This window comes from Streptomyces sp. NBC_01142 (assembly GCF_026341125.1).
Lineage (GTDB): Bacteria > Actinomycetota > Actinomycetes > Streptomycetales > Streptomycetaceae > Streptomyces.
In genome coordinates this window covers 70,941-83,563 of record NZ_JAPEOR010000001.1, presented here as the reverse complement: position 1 = coordinate 83,563, position 12,623 = coordinate 70,941, and the positions used below count along the sequence as shown (strand labels likewise).

Below are 12,623 nucleotides of genomic sequence, written 5' to 3'. Positions count from 1 at the left end.
CCCTGCCCCAGAGCAGCGACAGCGGGGAGGAGGGCGGGGCGGAGCTACGCTCCGGGCCGGGCGTCTTCGTCCCCGCCGGAATCACCGCTGCCCCCTTCGCGCACCGTCACCACCATGAGCGGACGGAAGTCCTCCGCCGCACCCTCGTTGACCGCCCTGCCCTCGGCCTGCACCCAGGCGTGCGGCGAGAACGGCGGCGCGTCGCGTACCCCCGCGCACCAGTCGGGCCAGGTGCCCGACATACGGCAGGAGAGCGCGATCGCGATCGAGCGGGGCAGACAGCCGTACCAGCCGGCGCACTTCCGGCTGGTGGCGACCACCCTCTCGTATGTCTCGAGTGCCTCGTCGTACGAGGCGGGGCGCGCACCGCGGCTGATCCGCGTCAGCACCCGGCGCAGCCGTCCCGGGCGCAGCTTGGCCAGCACGAAGGCCACAGCGATGGCGGCGCGCAGCTTGAGTCCGCCCGGGCCGGCTCCCCGGCGGGGCATGGTCATTTCGGTGGTCATGGCGTGACGATCTTCGCCTCGATGAGCTGCCGGGTCAGCTCCGCGACATCGGCCTCGGCCTCGGCCCGCTCGACGTCGAATTCCTCGAGCAGCTGCTCGACGGCGGCGTCCGTGTCCCGTCCCGCGGCGAGGGCGTTCACCACGATGGTGCCGCACTCGTTCAACTGCCAGTAGGTGCCGTCGCGTTCGTCGAGCAGCACGCCGCCGTACTCGGTGGTGGTGATGGCTATGCCTTGCCGGAGCTTCAAGAAACTGCCTCGCTCTTCTCGGAACGCTTCGGGGAATTCTCTTCGGCGGGCCAGCCGCCCTCGACCGTACGGAGCCATGCCTCGCAGGACACCGTCGAGTCGATCGGATGCTGCTGCAGCACCGGCGAGAACGGGTCGTCCGCCAGCCGCCTCAGCTGCTTCGCGTCGATGAGGCCGCGCTCGGCAAGGCGGGAGCCGGTCCACAACTCGCGGAGTTCGGGAGCATGTTCACGAAGCCCCTGCACATCGTCCGCGGACATGTGGTCCTTGGTGGTCCGGGCGAGCAGGCTCGCCGGCACCACCTCGCGCATGGCCTCGACCAGCAGCGGCTTGTACCGCCACGGAATGACCCGGTCCTCGACGCGAACGGCAAGGACCGCCTCGATCACCCGGTCGTCGAAGAACGGCGCGGCCACCGGAAGTCCCACCGTCATGCCCAGGTCTTCCATCGCCTGGAAGTAGCGGGCACCGAGCCTGACCGTGTCGATGTCCATATGCCGACCGGGACGGGGGCTCAGCGGCTCGGCGCGCTCGGCGGCCGAGCGGAACTCGTCGCGGATCAGCGCCTTGGCGTCACCGGTGAACCAGGGCCGCATCGCCTGCTGCATTCCCCAGGAGACCTGCGGACGACGGGCGTCGGACGCAAGCCCGCCGGTTCCCGGGCCGTCGGTCACGGAAGCGGCCAGCCACGTGGAGAACGCGGGCGGGAAGAGCAGCCCGCGCACGGTCGGCCACAGCGGCCAGCCCGACTGGTGGCGCAGTGCGCTGATCCGGTTCCATGCCTTCAGCGGCTTGCCGGGGAGAAGATCCTGACAGGCCGAGGCCAGGCCGTTGAAGAGTTCGTCACCGCCGTAGCCGGTGAGGTGGTATTCGGAGCCCGTCGCGGCCGCGCGCCCAAGCAGCATGTGCGCACGCGCACGGGCGGGAGCCACGGGGAAGGGCTCGTCGAGCAGTTCACCGGCGGTGCCCCTCAGGTCCGCGTAGAACAGCGGGGCGTCACCGGCCGGGATGACCCGGTGGTCGATCGTCCGGGACACGTCCTTGCGGGCTTCCTCGACCCCGCGGCGTGCCCACATCTCGTCCTCCGAGCGGCTGTCCCGGGCCGCCACGGTCAGGAGCGTCGTCTCCTGAGCCCCCGCCTGCTGGGCGAGGAAGGTGACAGAGGTGGAGTCCAGCCCTCCGGAGAGTTCGCAGCTGATCCTGGTGTGCCCCTCGACGTGGGCGCGTACGGAGTCCGCGAGCGCGGCAGCGATGAGAGGCGCGCCCTCCTCCATACGGAGTTCCGGCGTGGGCGGCTGCCACCAGCGCCGTACGGTGTGCTTCGGCCCACCGGCCCCGTCGCGCAGGGTGAGCGCGTACGCCGGATCGATCTCCTCCAGGCCACGCCACACCGGCCGCTCCCTGAGCGGATGCGGGACGAAGTCCAGCAGACGCAGGGCGAGCGCACCGTCGTCGAGCTCCGCCCCCGTGAGGTGGGCCAGCACTGCGGGCCGGTCGGAGACGACACGTCCGCCCGCATGCGCGGCGTGATAGACGCGCCGATGCCCGGACGCCGTGCCCCGGACACACGTCTCGTCCCGCATACGGGAGATGACGTGATGGAGTCCGGGCAGTCGCGTCAGCCGCCGGTGCAGATCGGCACTGTCGCGTGCCTGGCCGAGCAGCTCCGCAAGGGCCGCGTCAGGGACGCGGTTCGGGCCGATCAGCACCAGGGAGTCACTGCCGCGCGACACATGACTGATGCGCCGCACAAGCAGCCGGGCGACGATCCAGGGGCGCCCGGAGGCGTAGGGAATGGTCAGTACGCCTTCCGCCTCCGAGCCAAGATGCCCGGCCACAGCCTGGCCTTCGGCCGTGTCCGGAAGGACCACAAAGAAGTCACGCAAGTGACCGAGCATCTTCACCCCTCAGTCACTCAGATGCAGAGCCGACGGGACCAGTACTCCTTGCAGGAGGCATAGAACATGCCCGCGGTCTTCTTGGTGAAGTCGCCCTGGTTGAAGAGCGACGGCTTTGCATAGGTCTTCTTCTGCTTCTGCATGTTTGTCACGTTCCCCTCTCGTATTGGACAGTTGCAGACGCTATGCGCGAACTGTGAAGAGCACAAGAGGTGTGACTGGTGTGCAAGACGTGAACACCATCACACCCAGGGGGAGTTGACCGCAACGCGTTTTCTACGCGGGTCAACTCGGCCTGATTGCTTGCCAGTTCAACATTCAGGGCCAGCTCACGCCGCATCACCACCCTCAACTGGCGCTCTGTTCACGGCAGTAGGCGCGACGTCGGCGGCCGACCCCTCGTCTCGTCCGGTGAGGGCATGCTCAATCACTCCACCGGTGGATCAAATTCCGGATTGCAACCGACTGTTGCACCGGCTCGCGGGGTCACCGACTCCCGCGCGGGCCGACACGTACCCCGACGTGGATGACGGGCCATTGAGGCAACCTTTCCGGCATGCCCCGACACGACCGCATGGACATCTCCGACGTCATCGGCGAAACAGCCCGCTCCGCCGCCCGGTTCGCCGCCACCCTCACCGCCCTGACCGACACGGACGCGCGCGCTCCCTCGGCGCTGCCGGGCTGGACCGGTGGCCACGTCGCCACCCACGTGGCGCGCAGTGCCGACGCCTACGTGTGGCTGCTGACCGTGGCCCGCACAGGTGCCGAGCCCACGCCGAGGGCCGGCAGCGCGGCACTTGCCCGTGCCGCCGAACACGACGCCACCCGCCCCACCGCCGAACTCGTCGCCGACGTGCGCACATCGCTCGCGCGCCTGGTCGAGGACGCCGAGTCGATGCCCGCCGAAGCATGGGACACGCTGGTCACGGCCCTGGCGGGCCGGCGCCATCCGGCCTGGAGCTGATCCGGAGGCACCCGGCTGCGCCCTCTCCCGGGGCGCCCGGCCGGGCGGGGGCGGCACAGGCGGTGAGCGAGCCCCACTCCCGCACCGGGGAAAAGCAAGAGCCCCAGGTCACGGCGAGTGAGTCCTGAGGCTTCTACAGAGCCGCCTTCGGGATTCGAACCCGAGACCTACGCATTACGAGTCAGCACATGATCATCACGATCTTGATCAACATGACCTGATTCTCAGGAACGTTGCAGGTCAGGGTAGGTGCGGGTGGCCGCCCTCGCTCGGCCTTGCCGCATCGTTCCCGATCCCACCAGGTTCCCATCCGTTCCCGTGCGCCGGCCCCAGGAACGTGATGAGCGGCAGCGTCGCTGGTCGGAGTGGGGGCCGAACTGGGGAGCTTCGCACCGGCATCGAGATGAACGCGGGCTCGCTTCCCCTACGCCCGAGCCAGTGACCGTTTCGCAGGTCAGCCGCGCACCGGTAGCTTAGCGTGCGCATACGAGAGTTGTGGCGGGTGCCACAGGAGCCACGTTCGGAGCGGCGACGTCAATGTGCCTCGGAAGGCGCGGGCGCCCGCGAGGGCGCGGTGGGGATCCCGGAGACGGGCGGGATGTACCGCGTGGCGATCGAGGACGTCAGTGCCTGGACCATGGGCGACTTCAGCTACTCCGACCACTGACCAACTGTCGCGTCGAGAAGCCGCCGGTATGCGGTGAGGGTCCGACCGGCGTATTCCGGTCGGGCCCTCATCGCTGTTTTGGTGGCGGCTCGCGCCTGCCCGTCGGTCAGGCTGCCGCGGGGGCGCCGAGCATCGCGGAAGCCTGTTGGAACGGGTTGAGGACGCGCGTGGGCGCGGCGGCCTTGGGAAGGCCGCGGCAGGTGAAGCCGAGCTGGGTCATGGCCCGGAGGACTTCGCCGGCGCTGAAGTCGCGGCGGTCCTGGCGTGTGACGACCTGGCCGACCTGCTTGACGGGGTAGGTGCGGCGGCCGATGATCACGGACTCGCCGAAGACCTGCTCGGGCCTGATGCCCTTCATCGATTCCAGGACGCCGCTCTTGGTGAGGTCGAACGGGAAGCGGGCGATGACACAGCGCATGATGCCTCACAAGGAGAGGACCGAAGGGGGATGGTTCTGCCGCGGTTGAGGCGGTTCAGCGAGCAAGGGCGAGGACGCCCAGAGCACTGCCGTGTTCGTCGACGACAGGCGGGGCATCGAGGCGGCGGCAGTGCATCGCGTGCTCGGCTTCGGCCATCGTGGTCAGGGGAGGGGGGAACGGCCGGCGGTCGCCGAGGATGTCGCGCAGTTGGATCCGGTCCGTGTACGCGGAGCTGTCGCGGGCGGCGGCGAGCTGGGCCTGGGTGACCAGTTGGGTGCACAGGCCGTCGTTGTCGCAGACGAGGAGGTGTCCGGTGCGGGCGCTGTCCATGACGGACAGGGCGACCTCGAGGGTCATGTCGTCGCAGACCTGCGGTGCGCCGGTGTCCATGGCGTCGGCCGCCGTCCTGTGTACGGGGGTGGCATTCGCCGAGCGGGGCTGCATCTGAACCAGCGTCAAAAGGTGCCTCCTGCAGTGGTGGGTCAGTTTCCTGATCACGAAGGTTCTAGGCCGCCGCGTCGAAGGAGGTCTGCCGCGCGGTCATGCGCCGGGCAGCCGATGCGGGGCTGCGTCGGCCGCGTGAGGCCGCGCTGCGCTGACGCCGCTCGACTACCGGCGCGGTGATCGTCACGGGGATGCCGGAGGGGGTCTGGGCGCCGGTGATCTGGCTGAGTGCCTCTTCGCCGGAGCGGACCTGGGTGGTCTGGGGCACGATGCCAGCCGCTGTCATGAGGCGGGTCATGTCCCGGCGCTGGTTGGGGGTGACCAAGGTGACGACGCTGCCGGACTCCCCGGCCCGCGCGGTACGGCCGCCGCGGTGGAGGTAGTCCTTGTGGTCGGTCGGCGGGTCGACGTTGACGACGAGGTCGAGGTTGTCGACGTGGATGCCGCGCGCCGCGACGTTCGTCGCGACGAGCACGGTGACGTGGCCGGTCTTGAACTGGGCCAGGGTCCGGGTGCGCAGCGGCTGCGACTTCCCGCCGTGCAGGGCGGCGGCCCGGACACCGCTGTTCAGCAGGTCCTGCGTCAGCCGGTCAACGGCGTGCTTGGTGTCCAGGAACATGATCACCCGGCCCTCGCGCGCCGCGATCTCCGTCGTCGTCCGGTGCTTGTCGGCGCCGTGGACGTGCAGCACGTGATGCTCCATCGTGGTGACCGCGCCTGCGGACGGGTCGACGGAGTGGACGACCGGATCGGTGAGGTAGCGGCGGACCAGCCGGTCGACGTTGCGGTCGAGGGTGGCGGAGAACAGCATCCGCTGGCCCTCGGGGCGTACCTGGTCCAGGAGTTCGGTGACCTGGGGCATGAAGCCCATGTCGGCCATCTGGTCGGCCTCGTCCAGGACGGTGATCGCGACCTGGTTCAGTCGGCAGTCACCGCGGTCGATGAGGTCCTTGAGGCGGCCCGGCGTCGCGACGACGACCTCGGCGCCACCGCGCAGCGCATTGGCCTGCCTGCCGATCGACATTCCGCCGACGACGGTGGCAAGCCGCAGCTTCACCGAGCGGGCGTAGGGGGTGAGTGCGTCGGTCACCTGCTGCGCTAGCTCGCGGGTGGGAACAAGGATCAGGGCCAGCGGCTGGCGGGGCTCGGCGCGCTGCCCGGCGGTACGGGCCAGCAGGGCCAGGCCGAAGGCGAGGGTCTTGCCGGAGCCGGTGCGCCCGCGTCCCAGGGCGTCGCGGCCCGCGAGGGTGTTGGGCAGGGTCGCGCCCTGGATCGGGAACGGGACGCTCACGCCTTGCGCGGTGAGCGCGGCCAGCAACTGCTCGGGCATGTCGAGGTCCGCGAACGCCTCGACCGCGGGCAGCGCGGGAGTGATCGTCTTCGGCAGGGCGAACTCGCCCTGGACCGCTGCGGGCCGCCGGCCGTGGCCGCCAGAGCGGACCGGAGCGCCTGAACGGCTCGGGGCGGGCGAGCCGAAGCGGCCGCCCCGCCCCGAACGGGCGCCGGAGCCGAAAGCGGGGCCGTCGGTGCGGCGGGGGCGGGAGGAGCGGCCGTTCGTACGTGTGGGGTTCATTGAGAACCTTCCTTGATACGGCACGTATCAAGGAATTCCCGCAGCGGAAGAGCAGCGCGGGGAATCACAAGAACGGGCCGAATAGAATGCGAATCTGGTTTGCAGTGAATCCGGTGCGGGATGCAGGCAATGAAATGGGTGACGTCATGTGGACGTGAAATCCCGGACGTCGACCGGTACAGCTCCGGAAAGGCGTGCAACCCTGAGCATGGGGCTGCGGGCAGAGTTGTCCCACAGGTGACACCGCTGTGGGAAATGTCCGTAGCTGGGGCCCGCACCCCGAGGGATGCGGGCCCCAGCTACGAAGTCCGCGTCAGCGTCAGGCGAGAACGATGTTCTCGGCCGTCGGGCCCTTCTGGCCCGTCGCGATGTCGAAGGTGACCTTCTGGCCTTCGAGCAGCTCGCGGAAGCCTTGGGCGGCGATGTTCGAGAAGTGGGCGAACACGTCGGCGCCCCCACCGTCCTGCTCGATGAAGCCGAAACCCTTGGCCGCGTTGAACCACTTCACTGTGCCTGACGCCATGTCATATCTCCTTTGGGGCAGTACGCCGGGACCCGCGATGTGCGGATACCGGGTCGCCGCGATGATGCCCCGTCCGGAAAAAGACCGGCAATACAGAAAGCTTCCAATTGCCGGAAAATTTCGGCGAAGGAGCTCGAAAGTTTTTGGGAACCACAACTGCAACTGAGATCGACATTAGCATGAGGTAGCGGCCCATGTGCGGTAAATAACTCCACTCCGTTGGTTGCCATAAAAACACTCCCCGCACTGCGCGTTAAACCCTCATCTCGCGGTCATAGATATTGCCCCACCCGGACCGTAGCGTTTCAGGAAAGGCGGGCGCCGCTCAGGGCTCGGAGGGCACAACTGTTCCGGTGGCACCATCTCGCCCGGCGTCGGCCCGTAGCCGGTCTCGACACAGATCGGGGGCGCGGTCAGGAGATGTTCAGGAAGATGGCGATGTAGTGCGCGGTGAAGGCTGCCACGGTCAGCGCGTGGAACACCTCGTGAAAGCCGAACCAGCGGGGTGAGGGGTCAGGGCGCTGGAGGGCGTAGACGACTGCGCCCGCGCTGTAGAGGAGACCGCCGGCCACGATCAGGGTGAGTACGGCCGCTCCGCCGGTATGCAGGAAGTCGGGCAGGTAGCGCACCGGTGCCCACCCCAGGGCCAGGTAGCACGGGGTGTACAACCAGCGCGGAGCTCCGACCCACAGGACCCGGAACGCGATGCCGGCCAATGCGCCCGTCCATACGATCCACAGCAGCATGGACCTCTGGTCCGGCGGCAGGAGAAGCACAGCCAGGGGGGTGCAGGTGCCGGCGATGATCAGGAAAATGTTGGCGTGGTCCAGACGTCGCAGAAGAGCCTCTCCGAGCGGTCCCCAGGTGCCGCGGTGGTAGATGGCGCTCGTTGCGAACAGCAGCCAGGCGGTGACCGCGTACACGGCGCAGGCCCAAGTCGCCTGCGGGGTGCCGGCCAGGCAGATGAGTACGATGCCTGCGATCAGCGCGGTGGGGACCATTCCGGCATGGAGCCAGCCACGCAACCTCGGCTTGATCGGTTCTGCCAGGTCGGCCGCCTGCTCCACCAGAGCGGCAACCGAGTGACCCTTTTCTCCTGCATCGTCGCATCGTGGCCCGAGGGCCAGCCCGACTTCGCGGTGTTCTCCACACTCTGAGGCGACGTGGCCACATTCGACCTCAGCGGCGTCACGGCACATGGCTTCCCGTTCTCCCCCGGACTCCTCGGCGTCACTGGCAATCATGCGCTCATGCTAAGAGACCTCACAGGACAGCCCTTTCGAGAAGCCGGCCTGAAATCCAGGCCCAAGTCGCCGGGCCTGGACTGTCTCTCCGCCGTGCGGACTCCGGTCCCCTTGGTCCCGCCGATGGGCCCCCGAGGCCGAGCAGACCGGCCGATCGTGGGAAAGATCAGGGCTTCCGAACGGGCACCACTGCTCGCCTACCCGCAAGGATCGCCGATGCTTCCTGAAGTCCGCCCCCACGTATCCGCCCCCTTCACAGACCAGTTGGAACACCAGTTGGGTCTGGCTCCAGACCTCGAAGCCAGCCATCTCGATGTGGAGCGCGTAGCCGGCATCGCAGTCGTCGCAGCTGCTCACTCCGGTGGCTACGCGGCCATCGGCCATCTCCTCGGGCTGCTGGCCCGCGCTCCCTGCCCCCACCGCGGCAGGTGAGCACTTCTGATTGGAACTGTGGAGGTCCTCGGGCACCGCCTACCTGCTACCTGCCAACATGAAGGCTGAGGTGCTGCAATCCCTGGCAGGCGAAGGAACCGCCCTGGCCCGACAGATCCTCTCGGCTGTCGATGAGATGACCCCCGCCCCAACGGGTCGCGGCCGGGGAGGTGATCGGTCAAGCCCTCGCCGAGTCCGATCATCTTCCCGACCTCAAGACACAGGTCATCGGAGAACTATGGCTCCGAGATCTCGAACTCACCGCCTGGCGCATCCTGCACGCCGACGGCAGGTCGGACGATCCCGCTGGACGGAAAGCCTTCCTCGAAGCCTGGACGAGTGTCTGAACGTCTGTTCCGCCGTCCTGCGCGATGAAGCTGAAGCTCTTGTCCTCGTTGAACCACTTCACCGTTCCCGTAGCCATGTCTCATGCCTGCCAGCCGATGTACGCCTCCCGCAACGTGCGGGAGGCAGAGGTGATCGCCTTGGTTCCTGTGGCACGGCACAGCAGAACGCCCACGCCGTAGACGTTGGCGAAGGCGGGCGCGCTGCCTCAAGCCACGGGCGGTTTCGCTGATTCGGCGGTGCGGCGGTATTCGGCGTTGATGCGCTGGGCTTCTTCGAGCTGGTCTTCGAGGATGACGATGCGGCAGGCGGCCTCGATGGGGGTGCCCTGGTCGACGAGTTCCCGTGCGCGGGCGGCGATGCGCAGCTGGTAGCGGGAGTAGCGGCGGTGTCCGCCTGCGGAGCGCAGTGGGGTGATGAGGCGGGCTTCGCCGATGGCGCGGAGGAAGCCCTGGGTGGTGCCGAGCATCTCGGCGGCCCGGCCCATCGTGTAGGCGGGGTAGTCGTCGTCATCGAGACGGCCGAACGAGTCGTCTGCTGTCATTGCACCTCTCTGTGGAACGCGTGGAGGGGCCCTGGTGCCATATGGCACCAGGGCCCCGAAGGAACTGCTACACCATCTGCCGGCCCTGGTACTGCGCCGGCCTTCTGTGTCCGCATGCCCACCCGGGAGAGGGCGGGGAATGCGGGGATCGCGGTTGCTTGACCGAAGACCACCTCACTATCGATGTCCTGCGGTACCCGGGCTCAAGACGTCCGCCCGGGCGATCCTGATGGCGCTGGGCTCCTCCGTTCTTCCCTCTTGATCAACTACTTACCAACGGGGACTGCGTACTGCTGGTACTGCTCTACTGCGTACTGCTGGTACTGCGAACTGCTCAGTGGCCTGCGACAGCACCACTCTTCGGCAGCCAGCCCCGTCGCCCGTCCTGCGTCTGCTCTGGCTTAGAACCCCACTGCCGAACTTCCCGGTGCGCGCGCCCGCAGCCGACGCCTTCACCGAGGTGCTGCTCACTGACTTCACTGCTGGGTACTGCGAACTGCACTTACGGGTACTGCACTTGCGATAACTGCGGTCTTGCTCACGGCGGCCCCTGATCACTGCGGGCCACCCGGTCCGGTCGTCAGTCCCGTCGCCATCCTGCAACAACCCTGGCTTCGGAACTCCACCACCGCACCGTCCTGCGCACTGCAACTGCGTGTACTGCTGCCCGGCAGTTCGTCTCTGCCAGGCCTGCTGTCTCTCTGGGCTACGAGAGAAACCATAACCACACCACCACCCAATGTCTATTCCGGCCGACATAGATTTCCGCGTGTTCGACGGTGAGGTAATCGACCTAGAACAGCGACGAGGGCAGGCGCAAGGCCGTCACTGCCGACGGGTTAACGGGCCGCAGGCCGGGGCAGAAGCCCGGGCAGACAGGACCGGCATTGACGACAGAGACCAGGGTGACCTGATGGACACGATGAGCGTCAACGTCGCAACCGTCCGCTCCGCGACATCCGTCGCCGGCGCACGCGAGAGCACCCGGGATTTCCTCGAAGGTCTCGTACATCCGATCGCAGCCGAGGCTGCCGACACCGCGGTCCTGGTCGTCTCGGAGCTCGTCACCAACGCCCTGCGCCACGGCGGCGGCACCTGCACCCTGGACCTGACCGCGCACCCGGACAGCATCGAGGTGGCCGTGCACGACCCCAGTCCGCAGTTGCCGCGCATGCGCACCCCCGACCTGAACGGCGGCACCGGAGGCTTCGGCTGGCCCATGGTCAACCGCCTCGCCCGCGCCACCGCGGTGACCCGTCGGCCATCCGGCGGCAAGACCGTAAGTGCCCTCCTCGCCCGATAGCGCCAAGGCGCCGGCGCCGACCGGGGTGATCTGCGGCCTCCCCAAGGTCAATCTCACCGATGACCGCTGTACCGACAGCCGTGACGGCTGCCTGTAGAGCCGGTTTTCGTTCCGATGTTCCCATCCACACCGCAGGGGTGACGGCCACTGTTCCGGGACCGGGCGCGGTGCGAAACTGCGGCGGTGTCGGGATTCACGAGGGATACGAAGTACTACGGCGACCGTCTCGTGTACGAGCCGCTGGAGAGCAAGTGGGGCCGCTACCACGCGACCCACTGCGGGTGCGGGCAGGACTGGCTCACCGTCCACGCCGTGCCCGCGGGCTTCACCGTGATCCCCCGGGGCAAGACCGGCTACTACGGCCTGGTGGGCCCCGGGCTGACGGAGGGCGTGGACGAGTCGGCGCTGACGGCCAACTCGCTGTGGGAGGCGGTCACCGGCAAGCCCGGCACCCAGACCTGGCACGAGGGCGTGCAGGTCACCTGACGCAGTCCGGAATCGGAGGCGAAGCGCAAGGCGGCCAACGACGAGTACTACGGGCGGATTCGTGAGGAGAGCGCGAAGCGGAAGGCCGCGGCGAAGAAGGAGCCGATCACGCCCGCTCAGCTGAAGTACCTCACCAGCCTCGCGGTCGCGGATCCGTTCACCGGCGCTCTTGAACGCCTGCAGGTCACTCGTCGTTACGGCGCGTAGAGATCCCGAATCGCCTTTGCCAGCACGGCGTTTCCCCCTCGGCGGCGAGTCGTACGGCCTCGAAGAGGTTGGCGTTCTTGTCCGCGCTGCTGATGGAGTCCCCGGCGCCCATGACCTCGTCGAGCGTCTTGCAGGCAGGGGCAGCGGCGCCACCGGCGCCCGTCGGCGGGACGGCGGAGGGGGGTTGGGCCGTGGCTGTCGTCGTAGGGACCGCCAGTCCCGTAGTCACCACGGTGACGGCCAGAAGAGCGGCCAGCCCGAGCACAGCGCGCTGCCGACGGGAGACGGGCACGGACACCGGCGGCGTCCCGGGGATTCGGCGCCGCGCCCACCACGAACCGGCCGTCGCGGCCGCCCCGGCGCCCACGACGGCGCTCGCGGTACCGGCCACGACGATGCGCAGCAAGGTGTCGCGTACGAAGGAAACCTCGAGGCTCATCGCGCAGGGGCCGGGCACCAGAGCGAACACGTCCCAGCAGCCGCCCAGCACGGTGCCGCCGAAGAGGGCCACCGTCGCCAGCAAACACATCCGCAACGAACTCCGATAACTCACCCCGGAGCCGTTCCACCTACCCGAGCTTCATACCGACCAGACCACCATGCCCCCGACCAGGCAAGATCGGGAGAGGAAACGAAGCACTAGGCCCAATACCGGTGATTTAGGCTTTTTCTCGGCGGGTCGGTCTGGTCTTGGTCGGTCCGACCAGCGTCACTGTGGGGGTGTCCTGCCGGGGCGGGTTGCGGTGCTCGGTGCGTTTGAGTTTCCAGTTGGACATCTTGCGTTTGATGACGCGGGGGCTGGAGCGCAATCGGCGTG

General features: G+C 68.2%; 16 protein-coding genes and 1 pseudogene. 5 read left to right on the top strand and 12 right to left on the bottom strand.

Features of this window, described 5'->3' with window-relative positions; all coding sequences use genetic code 11:
* Positions 1–44: 44 nt before the first annotated feature.
* Genes OG883_RS00465 through OG883_RS00450 form a run of 4 tightly spaced genes read right to left on the bottom strand, consistent with a single transcriptional unit; the run spans position 45 to position 2,795 of the window.
* A complete protein-coding gene (locus tag OG883_RS00465; protein ID WP_266533323.1) occupies positions 45–506 on the bottom strand; it encodes a lasso peptide biosynthesis B2 protein in 462 nt (153 codons plus the stop codon).
* Positions 503–754: a lasso peptide biosynthesis PqqD family chaperone gene (locus tag OG883_RS00460; protein WP_266533321.1), complete on the bottom strand. Its 252-nt coding sequence runs from the start codon at positions 752–754 to the stop codon at positions 503–505. Before OG883_RS00460 ends, OG883_RS00465 begins: the two co-directional genes overlap by 4 nt.
* On the bottom strand, positions 751–2,652 hold the full coding sequence (locus OG883_RS00455; RefSeq protein ID WP_266533319.1) for an asparagine synthase-related protein: 1,902 nt from the start codon (positions 2,650–2,652) through the stop codon (positions 751–753). The genes OG883_RS00460 and OG883_RS00455 overlap by 4 nt, the downstream gene beginning before the upstream one ends.
* Positions 2,653–2,669: 17 nt before the next feature.
* Positions 2,670–2,795: a keywimysin-related RiPP gene (locus OG883_RS00450; RefSeq protein ID WP_266533316.1), complete on the bottom strand. Its 126-nt coding sequence runs from the start codon at positions 2,793–2,795 to the stop codon at positions 2,670–2,672.
* Positions 2,796–3,208: 413 nt separating this feature from the next.
* Here OG883_RS00450 and OG883_RS00445 point away from each other — a divergent pair, with 413 nt between their 5' ends.
* The gene (locus OG883_RS00445; protein WP_266533313.1) at positions 3,209–3,619 is read left to right on the top strand and encodes a maleylpyruvate isomerase family mycothiol-dependent enzyme; all 411 of its coding nucleotides are present in this window, start codon (positions 3,209–3,211) and stop codon (positions 3,617–3,619) included.
* Between the two features lie 773 nt (positions 3,620–4,392).
* Here OG883_RS00445 and OG883_RS00440 read toward each other — a convergent pair.
* The 5 genes from OG883_RS00440 to OG883_RS00420 all read right to left on the bottom strand — a co-directional run bounded on the left by OG883_RS00440 (position 4,393) and on the right by OG883_RS00420 (position 8,489).
* Complete coding sequence (locus OG883_RS00440) at positions 4,393–4,704, bottom strand: SCO5918 family protein (RefSeq protein ID WP_266533311.1); 312 nt, start codon at positions 4,702–4,704, stop codon at positions 4,393–4,395.
* 55 nt (positions 4,705–4,759) lie between these two features.
* Positions 4,760–5,164, bottom strand: coding sequence for a CBS domain-containing protein (locus tag OG883_RS00435; protein ID WP_266533309.1), 405 nt, complete (start codon positions 5,162–5,164; stop codon positions 4,760–4,762).
* 46 nt (positions 5,165–5,210) lie between these two features.
* The gene (locus OG883_RS00430; RefSeq protein WP_266533307.1) at positions 5,211–6,722 is read right to left on the bottom strand and encodes a DEAD/DEAH box helicase; all 1,512 of its coding nucleotides are present in this window, start codon (positions 6,720–6,722) and stop codon (positions 5,211–5,213) included.
* Between the two features lie 319 nt (positions 6,723–7,041).
* Positions 7,042–7,245, bottom strand: coding sequence for a cold-shock protein (locus OG883_RS00425; RefSeq protein ID WP_266533305.1), 204 nt, complete (start codon positions 7,243–7,245; stop codon positions 7,042–7,044).
* Between the two features lie 413 nt (positions 7,246–7,658).
* Entirely contained in the window at positions 7,659–8,489 is an 831-nt protein-coding gene (locus tag OG883_RS00420; RefSeq protein WP_266533302.1) for a hemolysin III family protein, read from the bottom strand.
* Positions 8,490–8,705: 216 nt separating this feature from the next.
* Between OG883_RS00420 and OG883_RS00415 the strand changes: the two genes are divergently transcribed.
* Positions 8,706–8,921 carry a hypothetical protein gene (locus OG883_RS00415; protein WP_266533299.1) on the top strand — a complete coding sequence of 72 codons (216 nt, stop codon included), beginning with the start codon at positions 8,706–8,708 and terminating at the stop codon, positions 8,919–8,921.
* 170 nt (positions 8,922–9,091) lie between these two features.
* Entirely contained in the window at positions 9,092–9,268 is a 177-nt protein-coding gene (locus OG883_RS00410) for a hypothetical protein (protein WP_266541670.1), read from the top strand.
* Here the strand turns inward: OG883_RS00410 and OG883_RS46975 are convergent.
* Both OG883_RS46975 and OG883_RS00400 read right to left on the bottom strand, forming a co-directional pair.
* Positions 9,268–9,345 (bottom strand): annotated as a pseudogene (locus tag OG883_RS46975) (cold-shock protein); the annotation flags it as partial. The gene OG883_RS00410 and the pseudogene OG883_RS46975 overlap by 1 nt on opposite strands.
* A gap of 129 nt (positions 9,346–9,474) precedes the next feature.
* Positions 9,475–9,810, bottom strand: coding sequence for a MerR family transcriptional regulator (locus OG883_RS00400; protein WP_266533298.1), 336 nt, complete (start codon positions 9,808–9,810; stop codon positions 9,475–9,477).
* Between the two features lie 913 nt (positions 9,811–10,723).
* Between OG883_RS00400 and OG883_RS00395 the strand changes: the two genes are divergently transcribed.
* Both OG883_RS00395 and OG883_RS00390 read left to right on the top strand, forming a co-directional pair.
* Complete coding sequence (locus OG883_RS00395) at positions 10,724–11,113, top strand: ATP-binding protein (protein WP_266533296.1); 390 nt, start codon at positions 10,724–10,726, stop codon at positions 11,111–11,113.
* 183 nt (positions 11,114–11,296) lie between these two features.
* Positions 11,297–11,599: a hypothetical protein gene (locus tag OG883_RS00390; RefSeq protein ID WP_266533293.1), complete on the top strand. Its 303-nt coding sequence runs from the start codon at positions 11,297–11,299 to the stop codon at positions 11,597–11,599.
* Positions 11,600–11,783: 184 nt separating this feature from the next.
* Here the strand turns inward: OG883_RS00390 and OG883_RS00385 are convergent, their stop codons facing one another.
* Positions 11,784–12,335 carry a hypothetical protein gene (locus OG883_RS00385; RefSeq protein ID WP_266533292.1) on the bottom strand — a complete coding sequence of 184 codons (552 nt, stop codon included), beginning with the start codon at positions 12,333–12,335 and terminating at the stop codon, positions 11,784–11,786.
* Between the last annotated feature and the right edge of the window lie 288 nt (positions 12,336–12,623).